Genomic DNA, 25,441 nt, shown 5'->3' on the forward strand with positions numbered 1-25,441 from the left:
GCCGTCGCATTTGCGACGGCTTTTTCATGCCTGCCCTATTGGGATGGCGCGTCTGGATTCAGCCAATCGGGTGCAGGTCGGCAGGTGCCAGGCCCACCAGCTCGATGTGTGCAGTGTTCGCGTCAGCCACGATCAGGTTATCGGCGGTGAAAGTCTTGGCGACGTTCTTATCGATACTGATCTCGAATCGGTGACCGTCGGCGTCCGCTTCGTAATCCTTCAGATAGGTACGGTGCGTGGCCGCGTCGTAGATCAACTTCAGCGTGCCATCGGTGCCGTCGCCCAGGCCGGTGTAGCCCAGCGCTGACACATCAATCCGGTTCTGTGTGGCATCGAAGTTTTTGATGAAGTCCGAATTGCCCCGAAAGCTATCGCTCTTCTCGACGTATCGAAAGGTGTCGACGCCGGTATTGCCCACCAGCAGGTCATCATCACCGCCTCCGACAAGGATGCCGCCTGCGGTCGAGTTGGTGAACTCGTCACGGTAGTTGTCGCCGGTCAGCGTCTGGTTGGCACGGTCTGCTGCAGAGTCCCCGGCAAAGGTGAACCGGTCCATGTCCTGCAGGCCAGTGAGCGGATACCGTTCGTATTGCGTCAGGTGCACCACGAATCGGTTGCCGTCTTCATCGGCCTCGAAGGATTGGGCAATCGCGTAACCCGCTTCGCTGTCGTAGCTGTAATTGAGGGTGCCGTTATAACCATCGCCCAGGCCGGTGAAACCCAGTGCCGAAACGTCCAGAAGGTCGCCCTCGCCAAGCTGGAAGTCGTGGATAAAATCGACACTGGAGTGTCCCGAGCTGTCGTTAACAAAGCTGTCGGTGAGGTGTTCGAAGGCGAAGGTGTTACGTGCATTGCCGCTGTACATCTCATCAGCGCCACCGCCACCTGTGACGATGTTGCCGCTTTTGGGAATGATCAAAAAGTCATCGCCATCGGTCCCGCTGACGACGTATTGCTTTTCGCTCTCCTGATGTTCGCGGCCATTGCTTTCTGCCGTCAGGTCGTAACGCAGGGCGAAATTCTGCGTGCCGAGCTGAGCGGCGTGGTCGCCTTCCAGCCGGACTTCGAATGCCTGCCCCTCGGCGTTTTTGTCCAGCGAGCGAACATAGGTGACGTTCTCGTCAGCGTTGTAAGTGACCGCCAGATCGCCGTTGTGGCCATTGCCGACCCGCTCCAGGCTGAGGGCTGTCAGGTCAAGTACGTCATTGGACTGGAAATTTTTGATCAGATCCGAGTGCGAGCCCTGTTTGTCGAAGTAACTGTCCGTCACTGATGTGTAGACGAAGGTGTTGCCGTAGTAATAGGCAGGATGGCTGATCAGGGTGTCGACGCCGGCACCGCCGTTATAGCGATCCTGTGCGTTGCTGAACGGATTGGGATCCCCTCCCTGACCGGTGAGGATGTCGTCGCCATCGCCTCCAAAGATGAAATCCCGCTTTGTGGTGCCCGTGAGGGTGTCGTCATCCGCCGTGCCCACGTAGCTGTCATACGTGCCATGAGCAGTCACGACGACCGCCTCATCCGCTTCACTCTGCAGTGCTGTTTTCGTTGCCTGAGCCATTTTTTTTCTCGCTATAAAAGGTTTGGCACTGCGGCCGCCGTGGACGGCAGATCCAGTTACAACAGGCATCGTGAGCGTTCATCAATGCCGGCCATTGGCGTGGTAGACCCGTCAACGCCGCGTTTGTTTGATTACTCGTCTCGGTCCAGAAACGACAAAGCCCGACATAAAGTCGGGCCTGGGGTCGGGTTGAATCCGTTCATTACCAGTTCATGGCGGTTATCTCGGTGCGAAGGTGAGAAGCGGCGAGGGGTGCGAACACCCCTCGCGCCGGGCGGTGATCAGGCCGATTTGTTCTGCAGTGCCTTGATCAACACGTCTGCCGCAGGACCGGACGAAGCAGGGTTCTGGCCGGTGATCAGCAGACCATCGGTGAGGACGTACGAGCCCCAGTCCGGACCTTTGGAGTAGACGCCGCCCAGTGATTTCAGCTCGTCTTCCACCAGGAAAGGCACCACGTTGGTCAGGCCGACGGCTTCTTCCTCGCTGTTGGCAAAGCCGGTGACCGTCTTGCCTTTAACCAGCGGCGTGCCGTCGGCGTTCTTCACGTGGCGCAGCACGCCAGGGGCGTGACATACGACAGCGACGGGCTTGTTGGCGGCGATGAACGATTCGATGAGTTGGACGGAGTGTTTGTCTTCAGCCAGATCCCACAGAGGACCATGGCCGCCTGGGTAGAACACGGCGTCGAAATCTGCCTGGGAGACGCTGTCCAGGCGGACGGTGTTGGCGAGCAGGGCTTTGGCGGTTTCGTCTTTCTCGAAGCGACGGGTCAGGTCGGTCTGGAAGTCGGGCTCGTTGCTCTTCGGGTCCAGCGGAGGCTGACCGCCTTGTGGCGAAGCCAGGACGATTTCGGCGTTGATGTCGCTGAACGCGTAGTAGGGCGCGGCCAGTTCTTCCAGCCAGAAGCCGGTAGGACGGCCGGTGTTGCCGAGGGTGTCGTGGGAAGTCAGAACCATTAGAACTTTCATCGGGTATTTCCTTTTCGATTAGGTTTGAGACTGCCGAGCAGCCAAAAGGTAAAGCGTCATTCACTTGGATTAATAGACTAGTCGTCTAGTTCAGCGGCAAAACGAAATTCACTTGGCGGCTTTTATGATCAGGTCAGCCACGGCCTTGGGATAGGCCAGCATCGCAACATGGCTGGAAGGGACTTCGATGGAATCGGCGTGCAGGCGCTGCACCTGATCGCGCTGCAGTTGTGGCGAGATGATCTGGTCGTTTGTGGCCACCACCGCAAAGGAGGGCACCTTGTGCCAGGCAGCGTGGGGAATTGGCTGGCTCAGCGCTTTGATGTTCAGCGCGCCTTGGGTCGCGGCGACGAGTTTCTGTTCGGCGCGGGGCAGATCAGGGGCGAAGAATTTGGCGACGCCTTCGTCGCTGACTTTCACGTAGCCGTCTGCATCTTTGACGAAGGAGGCCTGGCCGGGCATGTCGGGATAGCCTTTAACGGCATCGAACACTGACTGGCCATCATCCGGGGCGTAAGCGGCGACGTAGACCAGCGAGCGGACTTTGTCGTTGACGCCAGCGTCGGTGATGACCGCGCCAGCCCAGGAGTGACCCACCAGAACCACAGGGCCTGGAGCAGCGGCAATGGCGCGTTTGGTGACAGCGACATCGCCTTCCAGGGAATCCAGCGGGTTCTGCACTGCCACCACATTCAGGCCGGCTTTTTCCAGCAGCGGAATCACTTTGTTCCAGGAGGAGCCGTCGGCGAAAGCGCCGTGGACCAGCACTACAGTCTTGGCGGTCAGGGGAGCGGCAGGGCGGTCTTGGGCTGACGCGAATCCAGCGGCGGCGAGCAATGTCACGGCAGTGGCGAGAGCGGTGATCGTTGTTCTGGTTTTCATCACGTCAGTCCTTGTGGCGGCGGGTTAATGTGGGTACACCTTAACTCTGAGTAGACCAGTCGTCTAGAGTTTTTTTCAAATTATTTCACGAGGCTTTTTTGACGTGCTTGGCAATGGAGGCGGCGAAGGTATAAAGCCGGTCAGGAGAGACCGGCAGGCGCTATGCAGAGGAGGAACGAGGGCAAAGAGAGCGGCGCGACATTGCGGTCCGCCGATCAGGCAAGGCGCAAGATCACGCGCGTTGTTGCCATGGCCGTTTCGAAGGGCGCGAGGCTTCTTTCGATCTTGACCATCACGCTGGCGCCGACCCACAGCTGGTACAGGCTTTGCGCAACGGCATAGGGGTTCTCGCAGGCGGGCAGCGAGCCGTCGGCAATGCCAGCCTCAATCGCGCTGCCGAGCCGGTCGGTAATCCCGGCCGTGCCGCGCTTGAGCACCGCGCGCATGGTTTCCGACAGATCGGCCACTTCAACGCCAAGCTTCACGGCGAGGCACTTGCCCTGGCATTCCCGGAACGACTGGGTATCTTGCCAGACCCGCCAGTAACTCATCAGGCGCTCGCCCATGGGCAGGCCGGGCTCGCCGAGGATGCGATCGATATCCGCGAGGTAGTCGTCGAAGTAGTGCTCAAGCAACGCCTCGCCGAAGGCATCCTTGGAACCGAAGTAATGATAGAAGGAGCCTTTCGGCACGCCCGCAGCGGCCAGAATTTCGTTCAGGCCTACGCCGGAATACCCCTTGGCGGCCATGATGCGTTGGCCGACGTCGAGGATTCCTTGACGGACATCAGATGAACCACGTGTTTGGGAAGTATTCATGGCTCGGAGAATACATCCTAGTAAGTCGGTCTACTAGCGGATTCTGATGGACGATGTTGTCGTGTGTCGGCGGGGCCCGCCTCGACACGACAGCTTTAAGCCCCATCGCCGTCGTGTCGCTGCGGTTATAAAGCGCGCCTGCCCGCTAAACCTGATCCACCGCTTCAGGCACGCCCTGGTCCTCGCCTAGAAACCCGCCGCTCTGGTGATGCCACAGCCGCGCGTACGTGCCGTTCTTGTTGAGCAGTTCGGCATGGGTGCCTTGTTCGATGATGCGACCGTCGTCCATCACGATGAGCCGGTCCATGGCCGCAATGGTCGACAGCCGGTGGGCGATGGCAATGACGGTTTTGCCTTTCATCATTTCGTCGAGGCTTTCTTGAATCGCCACTTCGACTTCCGAATCCAGTGCGCTGGTGGCTTCGTCCAGCAGCAGGATCGGCGCGTTCTTCAGCATCACGCGAGCAATGGCGACCCGTTGGCGCTGGCCGCCCGACAGCTTGATCCCGCGCTCACCCACCAGCGTGTCGTAGCCGCTGTGACCATGCTTGTCGCTGAGCTGGCTGATGAAGCCGTCGGCCTGAGCGTTGGCCGCAGCGGTGTGGATTTCCTCATCGGTGGCATCAGGTCGGCCATACGCGATGTTGTCGCGAATGGACCGGTGCAGCAGCGACGTATCTTGCGTGACCATGCCGATGGCGCTGCGCAGGCTGTCTTGCGTGACCTGCCTGATGTTCTGCCCATCAATGCGAATTTCGCCGCTGTCCACGTCATAGAAGCGCAGCAGCAGATTGATCAGCGTGGATTTGCCGGCGCCTGAACGGCCGACCAGCCCGATCTTCTCGCCGGGGCGGATGGCGAGATTCAAACCCTCCAGCACCTGACGCTCGCCGTTGTAGTTGAAGCTGACGTTGTCAAAGGTCACGGCGCCGCCGGTGGTCTTCAACACGGCTGCATCCGGCGCGTCCTGCACTTTAGGGCCCTGAGTCAGGGTCGCCATGCCGTCCTGCACCGTGCCGATGTTCTCGAACAGCGAGGTCATCTGCCACATGATCCAGTGGGACATCCCGTTGATGCGCAGCGCCATGGCGGCAATCGCGGCCACCGCGCCGGTGCCGACGTCACCCTGATGCCACAGCCACAGGGCATAACCGCCCGCGCCCAGAATCAACGCGACGACCAGTGCCTGATTGACGATCTCGAACTGGCTAACCAGACGCATCTGGCGAAAGCCGGTCTGCTTGAAGTCCTCCATCGCCGCACGCGCAAACTGCGCTTCGCGTTTGGAGTGGGAGAACAGCTTCACCGTGGTGATGTTGGTGTAGGCATCGGAGATCCGCCCGGTCATCGACGACCGCGCGTTGGCCTGCTCCTGACCGACCTTGCCCAGGCGCGGCACGAAGTACAGCATGGCCAGGCCGAACAATACGATCCAGGCCATGAACGGCAGCATCAGCTTCAAGGCGAAGCCGCCGGCCAGCGCGATGATCGCGATGAAATAAACGCCGATGCCGGGCGCGATTTCGATCAGGGTGAACAGCACGTCCCGCACCGCCAGCGCGGTCTGCATCACCTTGGTGGTGACCCGACCGGAGAACTCGTCGGAGAAGAACGACAGGCTTTGCCGCAGCATCAGTCGGTGAAAATCCCAGCGCAGCCGCAGCGGCAGGTTGATCGCCAGCACCTGGTGCTGAACCATAGTGCGCATGGCCACCAGCCCGATGCTGATCACCAGCACGATGCCGATGCCCCACAGCGCTCGACTTTCCTCGCCCGCGGTGGCGCCGCCGTCCTTCCAGGTCGAGAGCAGATCGACCACTTGCCCGAGGAACGAGAAGAGCCAGGCTTCGTAAAGCGATACACAGGCGCTGAGCACCGCAAGTGCGAGGATATAGCCACGCGCTCCACGGGTGCAGGCCCACAGAAAACGCGCCAGACCTACGGGTGGCGGCGGTGCTTCGTCGGGTGGAAAGGGGTCGAGCCGTCGTTCAAATACGCGCAGCATGAGGGTCTCCAAAACTGTCCAGTGGCGCAGATTCTGCCATTGAATGGCTAACTTGAGGGTTCGAGGCTTTCGCGGGTGGGTCGTTCCGCCCGATTGCGAGACGGTCTCGCGGCGTCCGGGACGCCAACATGATGGTTGAAGATCAGCAGTCGGTGACTGCCGGTAAGTGATCGCTCAACAGATCCCGTGCTAACTTCCCGGCCGTTTTCTATCATGCGGACCTTCCGTCCGTACGCGCATTCAGGTCCACCGACATGACACACATCTCCGAACGCCTTCTGGTCCAAGCGCACCTGGACGCCAAACAGCCCAAAACCCTGAGCCCGGAAGAGGAGGCTGAGTACCGCCGTTTGATCGCCGCCGAGCTCAAGGCTCAGGACGCTGTGCTGGTCGCTCACTACTACTGCGATCCGGTGATTCAGGCGCTGGCGGAAGAAACCGGCGGTTGCGTTTCGGATTCTCTGGAGATGGCGCGATTCGGCAGAAACCATCCGGCGAAAACTGTTTTGGTGGCCGGGGTGCGTTTCATGGGTGAAACCGCAAAAATCCTCACTCCCGAAAAACGCATCCTGATGCCAACCCTTGAAGCGACCTGCTCGCTGGACCTTGGTTGCCCGGTCGACGAGTTCGCTGCGTTCTGCGATCAGCATCCTGAGCGTACCGTGGTGGTTTACGCCAATACCTCAGCCGCTGTAAAAGCCCGTGCTGATTGGGTGGTGACGTCCAGCTGTGCGTTGGAGATCGTCGAAAGCCTGATGGACAACGGCGAGAAAATCATCTGGGCGCCCGACAAGCATCTGGGCCTTTACATCCAGCGCGAGACCGGGGCCGACATGCTGTTGTGGGACGGCGCCTGCATCGTGCACGAGGAATTCAAGTCCCGGCAGCTTGAGGACATGAAAGCGTTGTACCCGGACGCGGCGATTCTGGTGCACCCGGAGTCCCCCGAGTCGGTCATCGATCTGGCTGACGCCGTGGGCTCTACCAGCCAGTTGATCAAGGCGGCGCAAACGCTGCCGAACACCACCTTCATCGTCGCCACCGATCGCGGCATCTTCTACAAGATGCAGCAGCTGTGCCCGGACAAGGTCTTCATTGAGGCACCGACCGCAGGTAATGGCGCCGCATGCCGCAGTTGCGCCCATTGCCCGTGGATGGCAATGAACACGCTGGCGCGCACGCTTCAGTGTTTGCGCGAAGGTACCAACGAAATCTTCGTCGACCCGGCGGTTATCCCCCACGCCGTTCGGCCGTTGCAGCGCATGCTCGACTTTACTCAGGCGGCGCGGATGAAAGCTTCGGGTAATGCATGATCTGTAGCGGCAAGCTTCAAGCTTCAAGCTTCAAGCTCGAAGCGAAAAGGCGATTTGCTGCGTTCCACCTTGCAGCTTATGGCTTGCCGCTTGTAGCTGACTTCAGTTCATCATGTCCTTCACCGCCCGTTCCTGAGCAATGATTTCCTGCTGCCGCGCGTCGATGCGTGAGGCCAGCTGGAAGTTGTTGTTCGCCCGTCGCTTGGCGAATTCGAGCTGCTGAATCGCTTGCTTGAAATCGCCCATCAGCGCGAAGTATTCGGCACGGGCCTGGTGCAGGCCGATGGTGTTGCCCGACAGACCACGGGTGTCCGCCACCTGATTCCAGATGTCCGGATCGTCCGGGCGGCTCTTCAACAGAATCTCCAGAGACTTCAGCGCTTCCGGCGCCTTGGACTGCTTGAGCAGGACGTCGACTTTCGCCTGATTCAGCGGGTAGTTGTCCGGGTACAGGTTCAACATCCGGTCCACCCGCTGTTGAGCGTCGGGCAGGCGATTATTGGAGATGTCCAGGTTCACGGCGGCGAGGTTGTAGGGAATGTTGTCCGGCGCCTTGTCGAGCAGGGGTTTCAGCGTCTCGCGGCCCTCATTCAGCTGACCCGCTTTGGTCTGGGCCAGTGCCAAGCCGTAGCGAGCCGCATCGTTTTTTGGGTTCTCGGCCAGTTGCGCACGGAAACGCTTCGCCGCCATGCCGGGGGTTTCTTCGTATATCAGCACGGTGCGTGCGCGCATCAGTTGATACGCAGGGCTGTCTTCCTTGCCGCCGGGCTTGGCTTGCTCGGCGCGGTTGCGCGTGTCGGCAATACGGGATTCGGTCACCGGGTGGCTCATCAGGAATTCCGGTGGCTTGGCGTCATAGCGATACTGGCGCGCCAACCGCTCGAACATGGTGGGCATGTTGCGCGGGTCGTAGCCGGCCTTTTCCAGATTGAGAATGCCGATGCGGTCGGCTTCTGCTTCGTTTTGCCGGGAGAACCGCGCCTGCTCCTGAATCGCGGCGGCCTGGGTGCCGGCAATTGCGGCAATCCCCGCATCCCCCGCGCCCGCTGCGGCCATGACAATACCGGCGAGCATCGCCGCCATCACCGGCACTTGCATGCGCTGCTGCGCCTGCACGCCCCTGGCGAAGTGCCGTTGCGACAAGTGAGCCAGTTCGTGGGCGAGGACCGCGGCGTATTCGCCTTCGGTCTCGGCATGGAGGAACAACCCGCCGTTGACTCCGATGATCCCGCCGGGCGCTGCGAAGGCGTTGATCTCCGGCGTGTTGATCAGGATGAATTCGAGCCGGCGGTCCTGCACCTGGCTGGTTTCGGCCAGCCGATAGACCGAGGACTCGACGAAGTCCTTGAGCAGCGGGTCGGACAGCTGCGCCACTTCAGAGCGCAGCAGCCCGAGCCAGGCACGCCCCAGGTCATGTTCTTGCTGGGGAGAAACGATGGATGAACTCGCGTCGCCGAGGGAGGGCAGGTCATCTTCTGCGAAGCTCGGCGCTGCCAGCAGGCATGCGAGGGTCAGCAGCGTGGGGCGCAAAAAGTTCATGCACGAAACTCTGGGGCAGAAAGGCGCCACTGTAGCTGGCTCGATGGCTTGCTGACCAGAGTGGGGTATTCTGGAAAACTTGTAAGAATGTTCTTCCGCCTGACTGCTTTTATGCGAGGGCGGATGTGTCTATCCGGAGAGAAACGATGTCTGACGCTGTAGGACACCCCGCACCCTGCGATGCAGAGCTCGACGCCAGCGGCCTCAACTGCCCGCTTCCCTTGCTCAAGGCCAAGATGGAACTCAACCGTCTGGCCAGCGGCGCGGTCCTCAAAGTGACGGCCACCGATGCAGGCTCGCAGCGCGACTTCCGTACCTTCGCAAAACTGGCCGGGCACGCTCTGCTGCACGAAGAACACGCTGACGGCATTTATCGGTATTGGCTACGCAAGGCCTGAGCGTTTCTGACCCCTCGCAACCCTCCTAGGATTCTTGATGTTCAAAGTGCTTCGCGACTGGATACAGCGCTACTTTTCCGACGAGGAAGCGGTAGTGCTGGCAGTGCTGTTGGTTCTCGGATTTACCGTTGTTCTCACCCTCGGCGGCATGCTTGCCCCGGTGCTGGCCGGACTGGTGCTCGCCTTTCTGATGCAGGGGTTGGTCAACCTGCTTGAACGCCTGCGGGTCCCGGAAGGTGGCGCAGTCGGACTGGTCTTCGCGTTATTCATGGGGGCGCTGGCGCTGTTTTTACTGGTTCTGGTGCCTCTGCTGTGGCGACAACTCATTACCTTGTTCAACGAATTGCCCGGCATGCTCGCCAAGTGGCAGTCGTTGCTGTTGCTGCTGCCGGAGCGTTATCCGCATCTGGTGTCGGACGAACAGGTCCTGCAGGCCATCGAAGTGGCGCGCGGCGAGGTCGGAAAGTTCGGGCAATGGGCGCTGACGTTTTCCCTGTCCAGCTTGCCGCTGTTGGTCAACATGATGATCTACCTGGTTCTGGTGCCGATCCTGGTGTTCTTCTTCCTCAAGGATCGTCGGATGATCAGCCGTTGGGCGAGGGGCTATCTGCCCCGGGAACGTACGCTGATTACCCATGTGGCCGAGGAAATGAATCGGCAGATCGCCAACTACATTCGCGGCAAGGTCATTGAGATCTTCATCTGTGGCGGGGTGACGTACATCGCCTTCGTGACCATGGGGCTGAATTACTCGGCGTTGCTGGCGATGCTGGTGGGGATTTCGGTGGTCGTGCCGTACGTGGGCGCAGTCGTGGTGACGGTGCCGGTGGCGTTCATCGCGCTGTTCCAGTGGGGCTGGAGCGATCAGTTCATCTATTTGATGGCGGTCTACGGGATCATCCAGACCCTGGACGGCAACGTGCTCGTGCCGCTGCTGTTCTCTCAGACCGTGAGTCTGCACCCGGTGGCGATCATCTGCGCCGTGCTGTTGTTCGGCGGGCTGTGGGGGTTCTGGGGGATTTTCTTTGCGATCCCGCTGGCGACCCTGTTCAAGGCCGTGCTGGATGCGTGGCCACGGAACGAACCGCCGGTGGCGCCGTTGTTATAGGCTTTGCCTCGCTTTTTGTAGGAGTGAGCTTGCTCGCGATCGGCGTCGTCATGGTCAACCTACGATGACTAAACGGCCCCCGATCGCGGGCAAGCTCAGGCCTGCATGATGGCGATCAAGCCTGGTTGAGCGCCTGGGCCGCTTCAAGCACCGCCGCCACATGCCCCGGCACCTTCACGCCGCGCCATTCCTTGCGTAGCACACCGTCCTTGTCGATCAGGAAAGTGCTGCGGTCGACGCCCAGGTATTCCTTGCCATACAGCTTTTTCAGCTTGATGACATCGAACAGCTGGCACAGCGATTCGTCCTTGTCCGAAATCAGCTCGAACGGGAATTCCTGCTTGGCCTTGAAGTTCTCGTGGGATTTCAGGCTGTCCCGCGACACACCGAACACCACCGTGTTGGCGGCCTTGAAGTCGGCATGATGATCGCGAAAGCCCTGGCCCTGGGTGGTGCAGCCAGGGGTGCTGTCCTTCGGGTAGAAATAAAGGACGACTTGCTGACCTTTGAGCGCCGACAGGCTGACCGCCTGTTCGCTCGTGGCCTGCACCTGAAAGTCGGCAACCGGTTGGTCGAGTTCTACAGCCATTCGAGACTCCTTACATCGGTGCTTGAGGGCGCCATGGTTCGATCAGCGCATCGAGGTTGAGTGCGTCGGCGAAGTCCAGGAACTGGTCACGCAGCCAGCTGATCTGGGTACCGGCCGGCAATGTCACGGTGAACGTCGCGTTGAGCATGGTGCCGCCGGTCTGCGGGGCCTGATAGGTGTCGCAGATCAGGTTTTCCAGCTCGACGTTGTGGTCGATGAAGAACTGGCACAGCTCGTTGATGATGTCCGGGCGATACGCCGAACTGACGTACGCCACGTAAGGCAGGGCTTCCGGACGGTTTTCCAGGGAAGCACTGCGCACAACATTGACGGTGAAGGCGTGTTTCTTCGCCAGGTTGGGCAGGCCGGTTTCCAGACGCGCCAGGGCGTCCCAGCTGCCGGAGATCTGCAGGATCAGCGCGCTGCACTCACCGTGGCGAGTGAGGCGAGAGCTGACGACCGAGCAACGGCTTTCGTTACTGGCGCGGCACAGGACGTTGGTCAGCTCCATTGGGTTGGCGCCAAGGGCACTGATGACAAGGAATTGTTCGCGAACTGTGGGGATGGATGACATGCAGCATTCCTAAACGATGAGCGGTCGGTACGCAGCAGGCCTGTGCCGGCGGGCTCGACGGACGAAGGCATCGTGACGTCGCCCCGACCCGCAGCCGCCAATCGCGGCCATGAGCCTGTCATGGCGCGCGATAACGACGCAGGGCGGGGTAAGTGACGACAAAATCGAGCAGTCGAACGAGCCGGGCAGATGACCCGTACCGATCAAAGACCGAAGGGTAGCGAAAACCGGCGCCGAGGGGAATGCTCGCCTTGTGCAAGGATCATGGCGCCAGTACCATTACCGCTCTCTTTTTCCGGCAGGAGCGGTTTGCATGATTGCGGGCAGTATGGTGGCACTGGTCACACCCATGGATGCACAGGGTCGTCTCGATTGGGACAGCCTGAGCAAACTGGTGGACTTTCACCTGCAAGAGGGCACCAACGCCATTGTTGCCGTCGGCACCACCGGTGAATCCGCGACGCTCGACGTCAACGAGCACATCGAAGTCATCCGCCGCGTGGTTCAGCAGGTCGCTGGCCGCATTCCGGTCATCGCCGGCACGGGCGCCAACTCCACCCGCGAGGCGGTCGAACTGACCACCAACGCCAAGAACGCCGGTGCCGATGCCTGCCTGCTGGTCACCCCGTACTACAACAAGCCGACCCAAGAAGGCTTGTACCAGCACTTCAAGCACATCGCCGAAGCCGTCGACATCCCGCAGATTCTGTATAACGTGCCGGGCCGTACCGCCTGCGACATGTCAGCCGAAACCGTTATCCGCCTGTCGACTGTCAAAAACATCATCGCCATCAAGGAAGCCACCGGAGACCTGCAGCGCGCCAAGGATATTCTTGCCGGCGTGAGCAGCGACTTCCTGGTCTATTCCGGCGACGACGCAACCGCCGTCGAGCTGATGCTGCTGGGTGGCAAAGGCAATATCTCGGTCACCGCCAACGTTGCGCCGCGCGCCATGGCCGATCTGTGCAAGGCCGCGATGGCCGGTGACGCGGACACCGCCCGCAAAATCCATGAAAAACTGATGCCGCTGAACAAGACCCTGTTCATCGAATCGAACCCTATTCCCGTGAAATGGGCCCTGCATGAGATGGGTTTGATGCCAGACGGTATTCGTCTGCCGCTCACCTGGCTCAGCGAGTCCTGCCGCGAGCCGCTGCGTCAGGCCCTGCGCCAGTCCGGTGTATTGGTCTAATGAGGAAGCATTACGCAATGAAGCGACTGGCCGGACTTTCCGCACTAGCCTTGATTATCTCCAGCACCAGCGGTTGCAGCTGGCTTTTTGGCCAGGACGGTTACTTCCGCGATCGCAGCAGCGATTACCTGGAAGCGACCCAGAAGCCGCCGATGCAATTGCCCGAAGGCGTTCAGGAAGTCAAACGCCTGGACCCGTTGCTGCCGATTCCGCGCAACGTCGCCGATGACACCCAGAAGGGTGAATTCACCGTGCCGCGTCCGCAACCTCTGACTACTGCTCAGGACTCCGGCGATTACACGCTGCAGAAGAGCGGCGACAACCGCTGGATTCTTGCCCAGCGCGCACCGGCCGAAGTCTGGCCTGTGGCGCATCAGTACTTTGAAGACAACGGCTTCCGTATTGCCGAAGATCGTCCGCAGACCGGTGAATTCAACACCACCTGGCAGCGCATGGACGAACTGTCCGCATCGGTTGCCAAGCGCATGGGTTCGAGTGGCGATGCCGCCAACACCGAAACCCGCGTCCGCGTTCGTATCGAGCCGGGCGTGCAGCGCAACACCAGTGAAATCTATGTGGTCAGCGTGCAACGTCCGGCCGGCAGCCGCGATGACCCTGCCTTCCCGTCGCGCAGCACCAACGTTGGCCTCGACTCCGTGCTGACCGATGACATGCTGGCGAGCCTGACCCGCACTTCCGAGAAGGGCGGTTCGGTGTCCCTGCTGGCGGCGCGTGATTTCGACACCCCAAGCCGCGTTTCCCTCAGCGAAGACGGCAGCGGCAACCCGGTGCTGAACCTGGGCGCGGACCTGGATCGGGCGTGGTCGAGCGTCGGTCGTGCGCTTAACCAGGGCGACTGGCGCGTTGAGGACATCAACCGCAGCTTGGGTCTTTACTACATCAACCTGGCGGAAAAAGCCGACAAGCCTGAAAACAAGCCTGGCTTCCTCAGCCGCGTGTTCGGCAGTGAAGAGTCCAAGGAAGAGAAAGAAGCCCGCGCGGAGCGTTATCAGGTTCGCCTGAGCAAGGTCGGTGAAAACGTTCAGGTCACGGTCGAGAAGAACATCAACACCGTTGCGCCGACTGAAGTCGCTCGTCGTGTGTTGAGCGTCATTCAGGACAACCTGGGTTAAGTGCGCTTCGCGGTTCTGGGCAGCGGCAGTCGCGGCAATGCCACGCTGGTCGCGAGCAACGACACGTACGTGCTGGTCGATTGCGGTTTCTCTCTGCGAGAAACCGAACGACGGCTCGACAGGCTGGGCGTCAGCGGCAAGCAGCTGAGCGCCATTCTAGTGACCCACGAACATGCCGATCATGTGCATGGCGTGGGTTTGCTGTCTCGGCGCTACGATGTGCCGGTGTACCTCAGTGACGGCACGCTGCGCGGCATGCGCAAGCCGGTCGAAGCAGGGCTTCGGCTGGTGGGCGGGCAGGGTCTGCGCATTGGCGGTCTGGGCATCGACGTGGTGTCGGTGGCCCACGATGCGCTGGAGCCCACGCAGTTCGTGTTTAACGACGGGCGACGACGCTTCGGCCTGTTGACCGACCTTGGCTCTTATTGCCCGATGGTGCTCGACAGCTACCGCGGGCTTGACGCGCTCATGGTCGAGTCCAATCACTGTCGCGATCTGCTCGCCCGGGGTCAGTACCCGTACTTTCTCAAGCAGCGGGTGGGCGGAGATCACGGTCACTTGAACAATCATCAGGCCGCCAGTCTGGTGAACGAGTTGGGATGGCAGGATCTGCAGCACTTGGTGCTGGCCCATCTGAGCAGCAAGAACAACCTGCCGCATCTGGCCCGGCAATGTTTCGTCGACACCCTTGGGTGCGACGAGGACTGGCTACAATTGGCCGATCAGGATTCAGGGCTCGACTGGCGCGAAATCGCCTAGCGTCCCAAACGGGCGACTCGCCCCCCACTATTCAGCAAGATTCAGCAAGCGGAGCCCATCATGGAAAAACGTGAAGAACTCTACCGCGGCAAAGCCAAGTCGGTTTACAAGACCGATGACGCTGACCGCTTGATCCTGGTGTTCCGCAACGACACCTCGGCGTTCGATGGCAAGCGCATCGAGCAGCTTGACCGCAAAGGCATGGTGAACAACAAGTTCAACGCCTTCATCATGCAGAAGCTCGAAGCCGCCGGCATTCCGACCCAGTTCGACAAACTGCTGGGCGACAACGAAGTGCTGGTCAAGAAGCTCGACATGATCCCGGTCGAATGCGTCGTGCGTAACTACGCCGCCGGCAGCCTGGTCAAGCGCCTGGGCGTGGAAGAGGGCATGAAGCTCAACCCTTACACGTTCGAGCTGTTCCTGAAGGACGACGCCAAAGGCGACCCGTTTATCAACGACTCCCACGTCGTCGCGTTCGGTTGGGGCACCGCCGAGCAACTGGTTCGCATGAAAGAACTGTCGCTGAAGGTCAATGAAGTCCTGAGCAAACTGTTCGACGACGCCGGCCTGCTGCTGGTCGACTTCAAGCTTGAATTCGGCGTCTTCAGCGACGGCTCGATCGTCCTGGGCGACGAGTTCAGCCCGGACGGCTGCCGCCTGTGGGACAAAGAAACCCGCAAGAAAATGGACAAGGACCGCTTCCGTCAGGGCCTCGGCGATGTCATCGAAGCCTACGAAGAAGTCGCCCAGCGTCTCGGCGTACCGCTCTGATCCAATGCTTCAAGCGCAAAATGCTGCAAGCATCTGAAAGAACGCGAAAAAATCCTTAAAAAGGGTTCGCGTTCCTCGAACGAACTGTTATGATGCGCGCCGTTGGAGAGATGCCGGAGTGGCCGAACGGGACGGATTCGAAATCCGTTGTACTGGCGACAGTACCTAGGGTTCAAATCCCTATCTCTCCGCCATTATTTGAAAAGCCCCAGAAGTTATGCTTCTGGGGCTTTTTCGTTTCTGGCGTTTGGAGAGAGATATGGATGGTGACGCTCATACCGCCTCGGGCTTTGCGTCACTGCTGATATGTAAGCGGTTTGCATTGCTCTCGCCCTCGATAAAACCTCAGCCATTGCTTGGTAGCGAATGATTTTGCACGCCGGCGCCGGCGTTTAGAGATGTTTATGCTTGAGGCAAGTCTGTGGGCACCTTCTGATTCGTACGCTGGAGTCAGTTTGAAGGCTGGCATACGAGTAATAACGAAGGTAAGGTTTCATTTCTGACGTTTTGAAAAGCAGGGAGCTTTTATGTCATTTGATGCATTTATGTAAGTGGATGGGGTTGAGGGTGAGTCGCTGGACGATGGGCACAAAGGCTGGATCGAGTTGCTTTCCTATCATTACGATGCCATGCAGTCCATCAGTCAGTCTGCCAGTTCCAGCGGTGGTGCATCTGCTGGGGGCGTGTCGCTTGGTGATTTCCAGATCAGCAAATAAATTGATCGAGCTACTCCAAAGCTTTTTGAGCTTTGCTGTAGGGGTTCGCACATAAAAACAGTGACCATCCGGGTTCATCCTGCAGGAACTGAGAAGTTTAAATATTTGGACATCGTGCTCGAAGAAGTGCTGATTGCATTGGTGAGTGGTCAGGGGGCGGAACAGTCTGGCTTCCCTGTTGAAGTCGTTACCCTGAATTACGGTCGTATAAAGTTCGAGTACTCACAACAGCGGCGTGCAGACGGTGGCAGTGCGGGGATCATTTCTGGTGGTTGGGACAGGACCGCTAATAAGCCATTTGCGTAAGGAGCGCGCTATGTCGGATGAGGGATCGTTTCGCGTTGTACTTAATTTCGCCCAGATGGCTGCAGTGCTTACGCATGAATCCCTTACGCCTGCCGAGATCATGTCTAACCGCATATTCGGTAGTCTCAGGCTAGTCGGCGGCATTATCGAATTGGCAGGATCGGGCGTGTTGTGCGCCTTGCCGGAGCCTACGATGATATCCAAGGTCGGATGCGTGGCGATGGGAGTTCACGCTTCTGACCAGTTAGCTGCCGCTTCGAACCAAATCGTCATGGGTCAGGAAACCAACTCCTACGTATTCAAAGCCGGCGCTACCGCTGCCGAGGCGTTGGGTGTATCTCGCAGCACTGGTCAAGTCATTGGTTTGGCTACTGAGTTCGTGGTGCCTATTACCACGGCATCAATGTACAACGCATTTCGCGTGTCCTCGGTACGAGCTGGAAGGGTGGCGGTGTCCGTAAGCGAGCAGCCCCTTCATGGAGCCAGGAATAGCGTTGGCGGCCACACTCTCCGTGATCACTATCAAAAAGATATTTTTGGATTACAAAAGCGTTTGCGGAAGGTCAGAAATGCCAAGGCGATGACGACATTTGATAGCATAGAAATGGCTGAGTGGGCGGTTAGTCAAGCACTGAAAGCTAACAAATTAAAAATAACAATGTACTCTAAGCTAAAATTTTTGCGCACACGAAACAGATTGATCTTGGTAAGCGAATTGAATACTGAGATCGGATGGGGGGTTCTGAGAACGGCCCAAACGGTACCTGTGAAGATGACTAAGGTTAGAGTTGTCATCGAGTTCGCTGAGTTTAACCACATGCCAGCTTACATTGTCACAGCGTTCCCTATACCCTGAGGTGATAATGCGCGGATATATGCAGTTAATAGACTTTATGCAAGACCTGGGAGATGGGATCCTCGATCACCTGCCGGAGGAACTAAGGGTGGGAGTGCTGAGTGTCGAAGAGATAGTTAATCTCTGGATGCAGCGGAAATCATATTTTCAAGCTCTTTCTTTAAGGCGGGACATAATTTCCTACGCAAAACTTTATGAGGCGGGGGACTATTCTGTTGATGAGGTTTTTGATGATTTTGATCTGTGCTTTATCCCGGAGAGGTTTGGTTGTGAAGAGCATGTTTTTCTCATGGGGCTTCTTGGATTGATAGATTTTCATATTGAAAAAAAAAGGAGGGGCCTTCTTCTTAAATATTTTGGGTGGATGGGTTACAGGTGATGCACTCCCATCCCGGATTTTCTTCCCAAGGATAAACCCGGCAGTCGTGCCGACCTGAGATTATTCAGTAATTGATGGACTCCTACGACATCGGTCATGGAGCGTTAGCGATTGGGTATCTGGCACTTTACTTTTCCCAACCCCCGCCTACTATCGATCTCACGCCCACTAGCGGTACAAGATCGCTCCACGCCCCACCCCAATCCTTCCAGCCAGTCAGAGAAGCCATGATCACCATCCAAGAGCTCAACGACTTCATCAGCAACCCGGAACTCAATGACTCGATCGCCCAGATCTGGGCGTTGATCGGCAAGCATTTAGAGCAGGCGCAAAGTACGTTGCCCGCTGAGCGGGCGATGCCGCGCAAGGAGTTGTCGTTTCATGATCATGTGCGGCTATTGGGTTACCTGGCGCTTCTGGTCGAAGGCATCCCCGGGGATGTGGTCGAGATTGGTGTCTGGAAGGGCAAGTCGCTGGTGCTGATGAATGAAGTCTGCAACCGCGAGCGCCGCATCATCGGGATTGATCCGTTTGAGCTGCCCAATCAGTTTGAAGAGTTCAGCTATTACCAGGAGAACCTGTTCTCCAACGCCCTGGTGCTGAGGGGCTATTCGGAGTTGTGTGCCGAGCGTTTCTATAACCTCTCACCGAAGGTGGCGCTGTTGCACATTGATGGCGGTCACGCCGGGCGCAATGTACTGCTGGATTTCCTGCTGTATTCGCCAAGCGTCGTACCAGGCGGGTTTATCGTCTTCGACGACTACGGGGACTTTCAACACTCACCGGAGGTAGGCCCGGCGGTCGATTTGCTTCGCGCCACGGGCTATTTCAAAGGATTCAACGTCATCGGGTGTGTGCATGGCTTTGAGGCGAGCTATGTGATCCAGCGCGCTGGATAGGGCTCCCGCAGCACCAAAGGCCGGTGCACCGGTTGAGAGGGCACACAATCAGACCCATTCCGCCCAACGCACCGCCGTCAATCCATACCGCCGGGCATGGGCGATCAGTGCCGTTAGCTCTTCCCGGGTCTTGGACAAATTGTGCAGTACGCCGATGCCCGCGTGCAGGCAGGCGTAGTACCAGGCATCGGCTTCGTTCAGCGCTGAATCGGGTTGGAGGAATACTCGCTGCTCGTCCAGAAAGCGGTAGTGGATACGAAAGATGCGCTCGCCTGACATTAATATCTCCGATTTGATATCAATGTGACTGCAATGGCTCATCGCCAGTTCAATATGTCAGGCGTTTAGTACCTAGACCTCAGGTGACTACGGCCAAAACTCCGTTTCTCAAAACAGTCAGTCCGCCAGCACGTCGTTTCCGCTGTGACCCGCCGCGCCCTTTTTGTTCCTGATACGGGGCTATTTCCTGACCGCTCCGACGACTTCCGGCCATCATTTCGCAATCGGTGAGCGACAAAATGTCGCAATCGTTTTCAGGCGAGTAAGATAGGCACCCTGTTTTTACCCCCCTATTTTTTCGGACGGATCCTGCGTTGAGCGTCGTGTACATCGACCTCCGGGGCATCGTTTCGACGTCGTATTGATAGAGCAAACAGAGAAAAGGCGATCACTGCAAATGACCAAGACCTCGCGACCTTTATATATTTCCTATGCCGGCCCTTCGCTGCTGGAGATGCCGCTGCTCAACAAGGGCAGTGCCTTCACGCCACAAGAGCGCATCGATTTCAACCTGGTCGGCCTGCTGCCCCAGAACGTCGAAACCATCGAAGAGCAGGTCACCCGCGTTTACAACCAGTACCGGCAATGCGCGAGCGATCTTGATAAACACATTTATCTGCGCTCGATTCAGGACAACAACGAAACCCTGTTCTTCCGCCTGCTGGATTCGCACCTCGACGAGATGCTGCCGATCATCTATACCCCGACCGTGGGTCAGGCGTGTCAGGAATTTTCGAAAATCTACCGCACCCACCGCGGGCTGTTCATCTCCTACCCCGAGCGCGATCGCATCGACGATATCCTGCGCAGCGCGACGAAAGATCGCATCAAAATCATCGTGGTGACGGACAGCGAGCGAATCCTCGGCCTGGGCGACCAAGGCATTGGCGGCATGGGCATTCCGATCGGCAAGCTGTCGCTCTACACCGCATGTGGCGGCATCAGCCCGGCGTACACCTTGCCGATCGTGCTCGATGTGGGCACCAACAACAAAGAGCTGCTGGACGACCCGATGTACATGGGCTGGCGCCATGAGCGCGTCACCGGCAAGGAGTACGACGACTTTATTGCTTTGTTCATCGAGGCAGTGCAGAGCCGCTGGCCGGACGTGCTGTTGCAGTTCGAAGACTTCGCGCAGACCAACGCCATGCCGTTGCTGGAGAAGTACCGCGATGAGTTGTGCTGCTTCAACGATGACATTCAGGGCACCGCGTCGGTTGCTGTGGGCACCTTGCTGGCGGCGTGCAAAGCCAAGCACGAAACCCTGGGCCAGCAGCGGGTGGTGTTCCTGGGCGCGGGTTCGGCCGGTTGCGGGATCGCCGAGCACATCATTGCGGCCATGGTCATCGAAGGCCTGAGCGAAGCCGAAGCGCGCAAGCGCGTGATGATGGTCGACCGCTTCGGGCTGCTGACTGACAGCATGGACAACCTGCTGGACTTCCAGAAGAACCTCGCGCAGACGTCTGCCGATGTGGCGGGCTGGTCGAGCGGCGAGGGGTCGCCCGAGTTGCTGGACGTGGTCGCCAACGGCAAGCCGACTGTGCTGATCGGCGTGTCCGGCCAGCGCGGTCTGTTCACCGAGCAGGTCATCCGCGAGATGCACAAGCACTGCGCCAAGCCCTTGGTCATGCCGCTGTCCAACCCGACCTCTAAGGTCGAAGTCACGCCGCAGGAAGTCCTGACCTGGACCAATGGCGACGCGCTGGTGGCGACCGGCAGTCCGTTTGCCCCGGTCACTGTAGGCGATCGCACCTTCCACATCGCACAGTGCAACAACTCCTACATCTTCCCGGGCATCGGCCTGGGTGTTGTGGCGTCGAAAGCCACGCGCATCACCGACAAAATGCTGATGGCCGCTTCCAACGCGCTGGCGGAATGCTCGCCGATGGTGACGGGCAAAGGTGATGCCGTCCTGCCGCCGCTGAAAGAGATCCAACAGGTGAGCAAGAAGATTGCCCTGGCCGTGGCCAAGCAGGCTCAGGCTGAAGGCATGGCGCTTGAGACCACCGAAGAAATGCTCGTCGAAGCCATCGAGCGTAACTTCTGGATGCCGAACTACCGCAGTTACCGTCGCAGCGCGGTGTAATCGCATCCGTTACTGACAGCAAACGCTTCAACCCGGACCGCCCCATGGAAACATGCGGCGGTCTTTTGTTTTGTGGCGAAAAACTTCAGGATGGGCCCTGCATAAAAACAAAAAATATCAGCGAGGGACGCATGCAAACGGACGTCGGTCTCCATGACTACATCATCGTCGGCGCAGGCCCGGCGGGCTGCCTGCTGGCCAATCGGCTGTCGCAGAATCCTGCCCACCGGGTCCTGTTGCTCGAAGCCGGCGGCCAAGACAATTACGCCTGGATTCATGTGCCGGTGGGCTACCTCTACTGCATCGGCAATCCGCGCACCGATTGGTGCTTCAAAACCGAAGCGGAGCCCGGCCTCGGTGGGCGCGCGCTCAACTATCCTCGCGGCAAAGTACTGGGCGGATGCTCCTCCATCAACGGCATGATCTACATGCGTGGCCAGGCCCGGGACTACGACGGCTGGGCGGAGCAGGGCAACTCGGGCTGGGGCTGGGAAGACGTCTTGCCGATCTTCAAGCGCTCGGAAAACCACTACGCCGGCGACTCGGAACTTCACAGTGCGAAAGGTGAATGGCGCGTCGAGCAGCAGCGTCTTTCATGGACGTTGCTGGACGCGTTCCGTGAAGCGGCGGCGCAAACAGGCATCCCGTCGATCCCCGACTTCAACGGCGGCGACAACGAAGGGTGCAGCTACTTTCAGGTCAATCAGCGGCGCGGGGTGCGCTGGAATGCGTCCAAGGCATTTCTTCGGCCTGCGTTGAAACGCCCGAACCTGAAGGTGATCACCGGTGCGGAAGTGTCGCGCGTGGAGTTTGAGAACAGCCGCGCTAGCGGGGTGATTGCACGCGTCAACGGACAGGAACAGACGCTTCGCGCCCGGCGGGAAATCATCCTCTGCTGCGGCGCCATCGGATCGCCGATGGTCCTGCAACGCTCAGGCATCGGGCCGCGTCCGCTGCTGGAAAAGCTCGGCATTGGCGTACGGCATGAGCTGCCCGGCGTCGGCGCGAATTTGCAGGATCACCTGCAGTTGCGCCTGATCTACAAGGTAAGCAACGGGCAGACGCTGAACCAGATGGCGGGCAGTCTGTGGGGCAAGATGAACATGGGCCTGCGCTACGCCCTCAATCGCAGCGGTCCGTTGGCGATGGCGCCGAGTCAGTTGGGTGCTTTTGCACGCTCGGGGCCGGAGCAGACAAGCGCTAATCTTGAATACCACGTGCAGCCCTTGTCCCTTGAGCGCTTCGGCGAGCCGCTGCACGGATTTCCCGCATTCACTGCGTCCGTGTGTGATTTGCGCCCGCAGAGCCGTGGCACGGTGGAGATCCGTTCGGCGCTGGCCGATGCCGCGCCGATCATTCGCCCGAACTACCTGAGTCACGAGACCGACCTCAAAGTGGCCGCCGACGCCATTCGCCTGACCCGTCGCATCGCCGCCGCGCCTGCGCTCGCTCGCTTCGAGCCGGTTGAGTACCTGCCCGGCGCGAGCCTGCAAACCGAGGAAGAACTGCGCGAGGCGGCCAGCGTTGTTGGCACGACGATCTTTCACCCGGTAGGCACCTGCAGGATGGGGCAGGGCCGTGATGCCGTAGTCGACGAACGCCTGCGCGTGCACGGCATCACCGGCCTGCGCGTGGTGGACGCGTCGATCATGCCGAACATCACCTCCGGCAACACCTGCTCGCCGACCGTGATGATCGCCGAGAAGGCGGCGCAGATGATTATTGAGGATGCAGTGGCGCAGAGCATTCCGGCATAAAGCTTGATCAACTACTCAAGACCTGACTGATTTCCTGCGGCTTGCCCCGCAGGATCCCTATTCAACAAGCAGCAATCCCACCCCACCAATCGTTCTCATCCTTTTCACAAAAAATTGATGGCCCGATGCCTAAAGTTCGCAGCATCGGCGGGGTTCCTCCCGCGTTTATATTCTCATTTCCAGCCAAGCAGACTTTTATGCTCAACGTAAAAGCAGTTCGTCCCGAGCTTGTGACAGTGCTTGCCAGTGCCTTTTTGTTGATCGGGTTTAACCTGACCCTCTGGCAGCATCTATTTGCAATTACCGACTCGGACGGTAAGGGCCTGTTGCTGCGTTGTGCTTTTGCGCTGATGGTGTTCTGCGCGTTTAATATCTTCTTCACGCTGTTAGCGATCAAGCGTGTATTGAAACCCGTACTGATCTGTCTCTTTTTTATCAGCGCCGGTGTGGCTTATTTCATGAGCCAATATGGCGTGATGATTGATTCGGGCATGTTCCGAAACTTCGCTGAAACCAATGTCACCGAAGTACGTGATCTGCTTTCTTTGAAGTTACTCGGCTACTTGTTCTTTCTGGGTGTCGTGCCTTCGTTTATTCTTTTCAAAACACCGATTGCCTATCGGCGCTGGCCTCGCGAGTTGCTCAGCAAGGCGCTGGTGTCCGTCGTGTGCGCGGTCGCTATCGGTGGTGTTGCGTTGATGAATTACCAGGGGCTGTCCTCGCTGTTTCGCAATCATCACGAGTTGCGCCTGATGGTGGTGCCGAGCAATTACCTGGCGGCGTCCGTGGGTTACTTGAGCGAGCAGGTCAAGTCTGCGCAGCGGCCGTTCGTGAGTATTGGTCAAGACGCCAAACTTGCCAGCGACTGGCAGCAGCATAAGCGCAAGTCACTGACCGTGCTGGTCGTGGGCGAAAGTGCGCGGGCCGAGAACTTCGGCATCCTGGGCTATAACCGCGACACCACGCCACAGCTGAGCAAGGAGCGTGGCCTGCTCACGTTTACTGACGTGCATTCCTGCGGCACGGAGACGGCGGTGTCGGTGCCCTGCATGTTTTCCAACATGGGCCGCAAGGATTACAACGCTACGACCGCGCGCAATGAAGAAGGCGTGCTCGATGTGCTGAAGCGCGCCGGGCTCGATGTCATCTGGCGCGACAACCAATCGGGCTGCAAGGGCACCTGCGACCGGGTGACGATGCAGGATGTCAGCAACTTCAAGGATCCGGCGTTGTGTGCCAACAACGAGTGCCGCGATGAAATCCTGCTACAGGGGCTGCAGCACTTCATCGACACACTGGACAAAGACACCGTGTTGGTACTGCACCAGATGGGCAGTCATGGGCCTGAGTACTTCAAGCGTTATCCGAAAGAGTTCGAGAAGTTCACCCCGGTGTGTGAAAGCAATGCGCTGAATAATTGCTCGCGGGAAAGTATCGTTAACGGTTACGACAACACATTGCTGTACACCGACCATGTACTCGCGATGTTGATCGACATCCTGCGCAACAATCAGGGCAAAGTAGACACGGCCATGGTTTATCTTTCCGACCACGGCGAGTCGTTGGGTGAATACAACCTGTTCCTGCACGGCACGCCTTATATGCTGGCGCCCGATCAACAGAAACATGTCCCGATGATTGCCTGGTTTTCCGAGAGCTATCAGCAGTCGTTCGCTGTGGATACCCACTGTCTGCAAAAAGAGCGAAACGCGCCGCTCAGTCAGGACAACTTGTTTCATTCAATGCTGGGCCTGTTGCAAGTGCGCACAAGCGTCTATAACCCGGCGCTGGACATGTTCGCGGGCTGTCGGGGGATTTATACGGACGGGGTACTGGCCAATGAGTGAGCCCCTCAGCAAGCAGGTTCACGTAGAAGACGTGCGCCAGCATGAGCACACTCTCAGCCGACGCCTGAGTCTGTGGCGCGATGCGCAGCTGGCGCGCAAAGCGTTGCGGGATGCGGGCGAGCCCGGGCTGGTGCTGGACTTGCCGTCGGGCTCCGGGCGTTTCTGGCCGGTGCTGGCTGAACACGCCAATCGGGTGATCCTCGCGGCCGATCCTTCGACCGACAGGCTGGCGTTCGCCGAGGCACAGTCATCCAGCGAGGTGCGCAAGCGCATCCGCACGTTCCAGAGTTCGGCGTTTTCCATCGGCCTGTCCGCCAACGCGGTGGACTGCATATTCTGCATGCGTTTGTTCCATCACCTAGGCGACAGCGAAAAACGCGGTGCGATTCTCGACGAGTTTCACCGGGTGACCCGCGACACGGCCATCGTCGCGCTGTGGGTCGACGGCAACGTGAAATCGTGGCGTCGCAAACGTCAGCAAGGTCGACTGGAGGTCGGTATGTCCGCCCCCCGTAATCGATTTGTGGTGTGCCGCAGCGACATCGAATCCGAGTTCGCGCGGGCGGGTTTCAGGATCGTCGATCATCACGACTTTCTCCCCGGCTACGCCATGTGGCGCGTGTACGTGCTGCGCAAGGCGGGCCAGTGATCAGTGATCGGATGGACGGTCGTCGCCACGGCGGCTATTTGCGCGCTTCAA

Annotated in this window: 23 protein-coding genes, 1 tRNA gene and 1 pseudogene; 16 read left to right on the forward strand and 9 right to left on the reverse strand. The window is 58.9% G+C overall.

The annotated features are described in order from the left end of the window. Window positions 1-58: 58 nt before the first annotated feature. From ACYASU_RS09370 to ACYASU_RS09390, 5 genes are all read right to left on the reverse strand, one after another. Window positions 59-1,561, reverse strand: a complete 1,503-nt coding sequence (locus tag ACYASU_RS09370) for a M10 family metallopeptidase C-terminal domain-containing protein (protein WP_463582621.1) — start codon at window positions 1,559-1,561, stop codon at window positions 59-61. Window positions 1,562-1,842: 281 nt separating this feature from the next. Then, entirely contained in the window at window positions 1,843-2,532 is a 690-nt protein-coding gene (locus ACYASU_RS09375) for a type 1 glutamine amidotransferase domain-containing protein (RefSeq protein ID WP_346625507.1), read from the reverse strand. Between the two features lie 108 nt (window positions 2,533-2,640). Beyond that, window positions 2,641-3,414, reverse strand: a complete 774-nt coding sequence (locus ACYASU_RS09380) for an alpha/beta fold hydrolase (RefSeq protein ID WP_463582622.1) — start codon at window positions 3,412-3,414, stop codon at window positions 2,641-2,643. Between the two features lie 215 nt (window positions 3,415-3,629). Continuing rightward, window positions 3,630-4,232: a TetR/AcrR family transcriptional regulator gene (locus ACYASU_RS09385; RefSeq protein WP_463582623.1), complete on the reverse strand. Its 603-nt coding sequence runs from the start codon at window positions 4,230-4,232 to the stop codon at window positions 3,630-3,632. Window positions 4,233-4,377: 145 nt separating this feature from the next. After that, window positions 4,378-6,237 (reverse strand): ABC transporter ATP-binding protein, encoded by a 1,860-nt coding sequence (locus ACYASU_RS09390; RefSeq protein WP_463582624.1) that lies wholly within the window; start codon window positions 6,235-6,237, stop codon window positions 4,378-4,380. 254 nt (window positions 6,238-6,491) lie between these two features. Here ACYASU_RS09390 and nadA point away from each other — a divergent pair, with 254 nt between their 5' ends. Further along, complete coding sequence (nadA, locus tag ACYASU_RS09395; RefSeq protein ID WP_463582625.1) at window positions 6,492-7,550, forward strand: quinolinate synthase NadA; 1,059 nt, start codon at window positions 6,492-6,494, stop codon at window positions 7,548-7,550. A gap of 102 nt (window positions 7,551-7,652) precedes the next feature. On the opposite strand, the gene ACYASU_RS09400 is transcribed toward nadA, so the two are convergent. Next, the gene (locus tag ACYASU_RS09400; RefSeq protein ID WP_065986750.1) at window positions 7,653-9,089 is read right to left on the reverse strand and encodes a M48 family metalloprotease; all 1,437 of its coding nucleotides are present in this window, start codon (window positions 9,087-9,089) and stop codon (window positions 7,653-7,655) included. A 146-nt stretch (window positions 9,090-9,235) separates the two neighbouring features. On the opposite strand from ACYASU_RS09400, the gene ACYASU_RS09405 reads away from it, so the two are divergent. Beyond that, entirely contained in the window at window positions 9,236-9,487 is a 252-nt protein-coding gene (locus ACYASU_RS09405; RefSeq protein ID WP_463582626.1) for a sulfurtransferase TusA family protein, read from the forward strand. A 37-nt stretch (window positions 9,488-9,524) separates the two neighbouring features. Then, window positions 9,525-10,595, forward strand: a complete 1,071-nt coding sequence (locus ACYASU_RS09410; RefSeq protein WP_463582627.1) for an AI-2E family transporter — start codon at window positions 9,525-9,527, stop codon at window positions 10,593-10,595. A gap of 115 nt (window positions 10,596-10,710) precedes the next feature. On the opposite strand, the gene ACYASU_RS09415 is transcribed toward ACYASU_RS09410, so the two are convergent. Both ACYASU_RS09415 and ACYASU_RS09420 read right to left on the reverse strand, forming a co-directional pair. Further along, window positions 10,711-11,184, reverse strand: coding sequence for a peroxiredoxin (locus ACYASU_RS09415; protein ID WP_192132097.1), 474 nt, complete (start codon window positions 11,182-11,184; stop codon window positions 10,711-10,713). A 10-nt stretch (window positions 11,185-11,194) separates the two neighbouring features. Further along, window positions 11,195-11,758, reverse strand: a complete 564-nt coding sequence (locus ACYASU_RS09420; protein ID WP_037014004.1) for a glycine cleavage system transcriptional repressor — start codon at window positions 11,756-11,758, stop codon at window positions 11,195-11,197. 313 nt (window positions 11,759-12,071) lie between these two features. Between ACYASU_RS09420 and dapA the strand changes: the two genes are divergently transcribed. The 9 genes and pseudogenes from dapA (at window position 12,072) to ACYASU_RS09465 (ending at window position 18,772) form a co-directional block, all read left to right on the forward strand. Next, window positions 12,072-12,950, forward strand: coding sequence for a 4-hydroxy-tetrahydrodipicolinate synthase (dapA, locus tag ACYASU_RS09425; RefSeq protein ID WP_282370503.1), 879 nt, complete (start codon window positions 12,072-12,074; stop codon window positions 12,948-12,950). A 17-nt stretch (window positions 12,951-12,967) separates the two neighbouring features. After that, window positions 12,968-14,083 (forward strand): outer membrane protein assembly factor BamC, encoded by a 1,116-nt coding sequence (gene bamC, locus ACYASU_RS09430; RefSeq protein ID WP_463582628.1) that lies wholly within the window; start codon window positions 12,968-12,970, stop codon window positions 14,081-14,083. Then, window positions 14,084-14,842, forward strand: a complete 759-nt coding sequence (locus ACYASU_RS09435) for an MBL fold metallo-hydrolase (protein WP_205484543.1) — start codon at window positions 14,084-14,086, stop codon at window positions 14,840-14,842. A 60-nt stretch (window positions 14,843-14,902) separates the two neighbouring features. Beyond that, the gene (purC, locus tag ACYASU_RS09440; protein WP_192170882.1) at window positions 14,903-15,616 is read left to right on the forward strand and encodes a phosphoribosylaminoimidazolesuccinocarboxamide synthase; all 714 of its coding nucleotides are present in this window, start codon (window positions 14,903-14,905) and stop codon (window positions 15,614-15,616) included. Window positions 15,617-15,720: 104 nt separating this feature from the next. Continuing rightward, a tRNA-Ser gene (locus ACYASU_RS09445) sits at window positions 15,721-15,810 on the forward strand. Window positions 15,811-16,167: 357 nt separating this feature from the next. Beyond that, window positions 16,168-16,638: pseudogene (locus ACYASU_RS09450) on the forward strand (Hcp family type VI secretion system effector). 10 nt (window positions 16,639-16,648) lie between these two features. Further along, on the forward strand, window positions 16,649-17,494 hold the full coding sequence (locus ACYASU_RS09455) for an RNase A-like domain-containing protein (protein WP_463582629.1): 846 nt from the start codon (window positions 16,649-16,651) through the stop codon (window positions 17,492-17,494). 19 nt (window positions 17,495-17,513) lie between these two features. Beyond that, window positions 17,514-17,873, forward strand: a complete 360-nt coding sequence (locus ACYASU_RS09460) for a hypothetical protein (RefSeq protein ID WP_463582630.1) — start codon at window positions 17,514-17,516, stop codon at window positions 17,871-17,873. Window positions 17,874-18,100: 227 nt separating this feature from the next. Next, window positions 18,101-18,772: a class I SAM-dependent methyltransferase gene (locus tag ACYASU_RS09465; RefSeq protein ID WP_463582631.1), complete on the forward strand. Its 672-nt coding sequence runs from the start codon at window positions 18,101-18,103 to the stop codon at window positions 18,770-18,772. A gap of 48 nt (window positions 18,773-18,820) precedes the next feature. Here the strand turns inward: ACYASU_RS09465 and ACYASU_RS09470 are convergent, their stop codons facing one another. After that, window positions 18,821-19,051, reverse strand: a complete 231-nt coding sequence (locus ACYASU_RS09470) for a DUF6555 family protein (RefSeq protein WP_463582632.1) — start codon at window positions 19,049-19,051, stop codon at window positions 18,821-18,823. A gap of 397 nt (window positions 19,052-19,448) precedes the next feature. Here ACYASU_RS09470 and ACYASU_RS09475 point away from each other — a divergent pair, with 397 nt between their 5' ends. The 4 genes from ACYASU_RS09475 (at window position 19,449) to ACYASU_RS09490 (ending at window position 25,390) form a co-directional block, all read left to right on the forward strand. After that, entirely contained in the window at window positions 19,449-21,137 is a 1,689-nt protein-coding gene (locus ACYASU_RS09475; RefSeq protein ID WP_463582633.1) for an NAD-dependent malic enzyme, read from the forward strand. A gap of 131 nt (window positions 21,138-21,268) precedes the next feature. Continuing rightward, window positions 21,269-22,894, forward strand: a complete 1,626-nt coding sequence (locus ACYASU_RS09480; protein ID WP_463582634.1) for a GMC family oxidoreductase — start codon at window positions 21,269-21,271, stop codon at window positions 22,892-22,894. A 197-nt stretch (window positions 22,895-23,091) separates the two neighbouring features. Then, the gene (locus ACYASU_RS09485; RefSeq protein ID WP_463582658.1) at window positions 23,092-24,741 is read left to right on the forward strand and encodes a phosphoethanolamine transferase; all 1,650 of its coding nucleotides are present in this window, start codon (window positions 23,092-23,094) and stop codon (window positions 24,739-24,741) included. Continuing rightward, on the forward strand, window positions 24,734-25,390 hold the full coding sequence (locus tag ACYASU_RS09490; RefSeq protein WP_192170903.1) for a class I SAM-dependent methyltransferase: 657 nt from the start codon (window positions 24,734-24,736) through the stop codon (window positions 25,388-25,390). The genes ACYASU_RS09485 and ACYASU_RS09490 overlap by 8 nt, the downstream gene beginning before the upstream one ends. Window positions 25,391-25,441 lie beyond the last annotated feature (51 nt).

It is taken from the genome of Pseudomonas sp. HP_12, assembly GCF_055283955.1.

Bases quoted from the DNA above. Each gene is read 5' to 3' on its own strand.
- ACYASU_RS09485 (WP_463582658.1), top strand. From the start codon at position 23,092: ATGCTCAACGTAAAAGCAGTTCGTCCCGAGCTTGTGACAGTGCTTGCC.
- ACYASU_RS09380 (WP_463582622.1), bottom strand. From the start codon at position 3,414: ATGAAAACCAGAACAACGATCACCGCTCTCGCCACTGCCGTGACATTG.
- ACYASU_RS09490 (WP_192170903.1), top strand. From the start codon at position 24,734: ATGAGTGAGCCCCTCAGCAAGCAGGTTCACGTAGAAGACGTGCGCCAG.
- ACYASU_RS09475 (WP_463582633.1), top strand. From the start codon at position 19,449: ATGACCAAGACCTCGCGACCTTTATATATTTCCTATGCCGGCCCTTCG.
- ACYASU_RS09460 (WP_463582630.1), top strand. From the start codon at position 17,514: ATGCAGTTAATAGACTTTATGCAAGACCTGGGAGATGGGATCCTCGAT.
- bamC (WP_463582628.1), top strand. From the start codon at position 12,968: ATGAAGCGACTGGCCGGACTTTCCGCACTAGCCTTGATTATCTCCAGC.
- ACYASU_RS09375 (WP_346625507.1), bottom strand. From the start codon at position 2,532: ATGAAAGTTCTAATGGTTCTGACTTCCCACGACACCCTCGGCAACACC.
- ACYASU_RS09405 (WP_463582626.1), top strand. From the start codon at position 9,236: ATGTCTGACGCTGTAGGACACCCCGCACCCTGCGATGCAGAGCTCGAC.
- ACYASU_RS09390 (WP_463582624.1), bottom strand. From the start codon at position 6,237: ATGCTGCGCGTATTTGAACGACGGCTCGACCCCTTTCCACCCGACGAA.
- ACYASU_RS09455 (WP_463582629.1), top strand. From the start codon at position 16,649: ATGTCGGATGAGGGATCGTTTCGCGTTGTACTTAATTTCGCCCAGATG.
- purC (WP_192170882.1), top strand. From the start codon at position 14,903: ATGGAAAAACGTGAAGAACTCTACCGCGGCAAAGCCAAGTCGGTTTAC.
- ACYASU_RS09370 (WP_463582621.1), bottom strand. From the start codon at position 1,561: ATGGCTCAGGCAACGAAAACAGCACTGCAGAGTGAAGCGGATGAGGCG.
- ACYASU_RS09385 (WP_463582623.1), bottom strand. From the start codon at position 4,232: ATGAATACTTCCCAAACACGTGGTTCATCTGATGTCCGTCAAGGAATC.
- ACYASU_RS09465 (WP_463582631.1), top strand. From the start codon at position 18,101: ATGATCACCATCCAAGAGCTCAACGACTTCATCAGCAACCCGGAACTC.
- ACYASU_RS09480 (WP_463582634.1), top strand. From the start codon at position 21,269: ATGCAAACGGACGTCGGTCTCCATGACTACATCATCGTCGGCGCAGGC.
- dapA (WP_282370503.1), top strand. From the start codon at position 12,072: ATGATTGCGGGCAGTATGGTGGCACTGGTCACACCCATGGATGCACAG.
- ACYASU_RS09410 (WP_463582627.1), top strand. From the start codon at position 9,525: ATGTTCAAAGTGCTTCGCGACTGGATACAGCGCTACTTTTCCGACGAG.
- nadA (WP_463582625.1), top strand. From the start codon at position 6,492: ATGACACACATCTCCGAACGCCTTCTGGTCCAAGCGCACCTGGACGCC.
- ACYASU_RS09415 (WP_192132097.1), bottom strand. From the start codon at position 11,184: ATGGCTGTAGAACTCGACCAACCGGTTGCCGACTTTCAGGTGCAGGCC.
- ACYASU_RS09400 (WP_065986750.1), bottom strand. From the start codon at position 9,089: ATGAACTTTTTGCGCCCCACGCTGCTGACCCTCGCATGCCTGCTGGCA.
- ACYASU_RS09470 (WP_463582632.1), bottom strand. From the start codon at position 19,051: ATGTCAGGCGAGCGCATCTTTCGTATCCACTACCGCTTTCTGGACGAG.
- ACYASU_RS09420 (WP_037014004.1), bottom strand. From the start codon at position 11,758: ATGTCATCCATCCCCACAGTTCGCGAACAATTCCTTGTCATCAGTGCC.